The 2059-nt window shown below is 42.8% G+C and carries 2 protein-coding genes and 2 pseudogenes; 2 read left to right on the forward strand and 2 right to left on the reverse strand.

Annotation, left to right across the window (positions count from 1 at the left end):
* Positions 1-457 (forward strand): hypothetical protein (locus QTN94_RS19630; protein WP_331428609.1); only part of this gene is annotated, 457 nt, incomplete at its 5' end.
* A 29-nt stretch (positions 458-486) separates the two neighbouring features.
* Here the strand turns inward: QTN94_RS19630 and QTN94_RS19635 are convergent.
* Positions 487-1396: pseudogene (locus QTN94_RS19635) on the reverse strand (IS5 family transposase).
* A gap of 100 nt (positions 1397-1496) precedes the next feature.
* Between QTN94_RS19635 and QTN94_RS19640 the strand changes: the two are divergent.
* Positions 1497-1715 (forward strand): hypothetical protein, encoded by a 219-nt coding sequence (locus QTN94_RS19640; protein WP_331428610.1) that lies wholly within the window; start codon positions 1497-1499, stop codon positions 1713-1715.
* A 164-nt stretch (positions 1716-1879) separates the two neighbouring features.
* On the opposite strand, the pseudogene QTN94_RS19645 reads toward QTN94_RS19640, so the two are convergent.
* A pseudogene (locus tag QTN94_RS19645) lies at positions 1880-2059 on the reverse strand (formylglycine-generating enzyme family protein); the annotation flags it as partial.

The following is a 2059-nucleotide window of genomic DNA, read 5'->3' on the forward strand; positions in this document are numbered from 1 at the left end:
TAATGCAATACCTCTTATAGTAGTTGGAGGTATTGCATTAGAGTTAATAGATAAAGGTATAACAGCATACGAAGCATATAAGCTAGAAGAAGCCTTGTCCGAAGGTAGGACCGATGAGGCGAAGGAGTTGGCCATTGACTTGGGAGTTGGCTTTGCGACAGAAGCTATTCCAGGTAATAAAATAGCCATCAAGGTAGTTGGTGCAGTAAAAGATGTAGTCAAAGGTGCAGATAAAGCTGATACCGTAAAAGATCTGAACCAGATGTCTAAGATCGGGGATGAAATGGTGGATGGGGTACCTAACACCACACCTAACCTAGACAATATAGCAAGTAATGTTGGCAGCTTTGCTGGTGAAACGAAGCTTATAGAGCACTTTGAAAAGCATGGAGCAGAATTCGGTGTAAAAAACCCCGAAGAGTATTTATCAATGGCGTTGTTGATCAAATCAGCTTGAAGGTCAACGACGCCATATGTGGTTCATCGTTAGCGTCGAACAGGCATGCCTAGTCCTATGACTTTGTTTATCGCTTTGACATTCGCCATGATTTCACCCACTTGAGCGTTATAACATCTCAAGCTCAATTTACCGCTAGTTAGTCCTTTATATCGAGACATTGCGGTCTCAGATATTGAGCGATAGTGATAACCAGTCTCGGATTTCCACTCCGCTATTGTTCCGTTTTTCAGAGCCTCTACTGCTTCATTTCTGGGATGCCCATCTTCCCAAAACGCTGCATTCTTTCGAGGTGGTATCAACGGAGTACAACCTTTATTTTTCAGAGTATTGTGGCAACTTTTTGTGTCATAGGCTCCATCGGCAGATACAGCATCGATCTTTCTACGTAAAGGGTTGAGCAACGTTGGCAGAACTTCGCTATCACCAACATTTACCAGACTGACCTCGGCACTAATGGCTTCATGGGTATCTACATCAACGGCTAAGTGCAACTTGCGCCATGTTCTACGTTTTTCGGTACCGTGTTTCTTCACCTTCCACTCACCCTCACCAAAGACTTTGAGGCCAGTCGAGTCAATGGCTATATGACGAATAGCCCCTTTAGATTTATTACGGTATTTGACCTGGACTGTCTTCGAGCGTTTAGTGATACAGGTGTAGTCTGGGGACGTCAGCGGAGCCTCCAATAACTCAAAGATAGAGTCGATAAAACCTTGGAGAGCACGCAATGGTAGTGAGAATATTCGCTTTAATCATCAAGGCAGTTTCAATCGCTGTATCAGAGTACTGAAAGCCTCTACCACGCTTACCATGATGGGTTTTGCATCGCCATGCATCTACGGCTGTATCATCTATCCAGAACGTAACCGAGCCCCGTTTGCACAAAGCCTTATTGTACTCCGCCCAGTTAGTTATCTTCTTTTTCGCCTTACCCATGTTGTCACCGCTCGAACCATCATAAAGGGTCAGATCGCAGGACTCGAAAAAGGTTCAACTGATTTAGGCAACAACGCCTTTATCAATCGCCAATGAAGTCATGAAAAAAGGAGATAAGGTTGAATACATGTACAAAGGCGAAAAAAGAATTGGTTATGTACAGGTGATGGGAGTTAATCGTAAAGGACAAACAAAGTTTGCATTTGTAGGTACTAACAGCCAAGGTAACATCACAACGCTACATACAAAAAGTGGTAAGGATTTTTGGAAAACCATAAATGGTGATGCTAAAGACAAAGTTATAAGGCCAGTGAAATAATGTATAAATATATTGCGAAAGTTATAAGGTTAAATCCTGAAGTAGAAGAGGAAGTAACCGTAGATATCAACGGTATTGAGGTGACTTGTTTTGCTGGGCTGTGCCCATATGCTATTGAAGTTGATAAAGAATATCCTGTAATGTTTGAGTTTTTAGATTACGAACTAATAGAAGACATCATAATCCAGCAACTCCGCTTCATACTTTGACAACGAATAACTGCTTAGGGTGACTTCATGCTGAATATCCGCCCCGCGATCAACGATCGAGAACTGACTGTAACAACTTGCTTCCGGCGTCCAGACTGGGCGATTAAGATCGTCGTTCATGCAGGGCATACGAAA

The sequence above is a fragment of the Vibrio sp. M250220 genome (assembly GCF_036533795.1).
Lineage (GTDB): Bacteria > Pseudomonadota > Gammaproteobacteria > Enterobacterales > Vibrionaceae > Vibrio.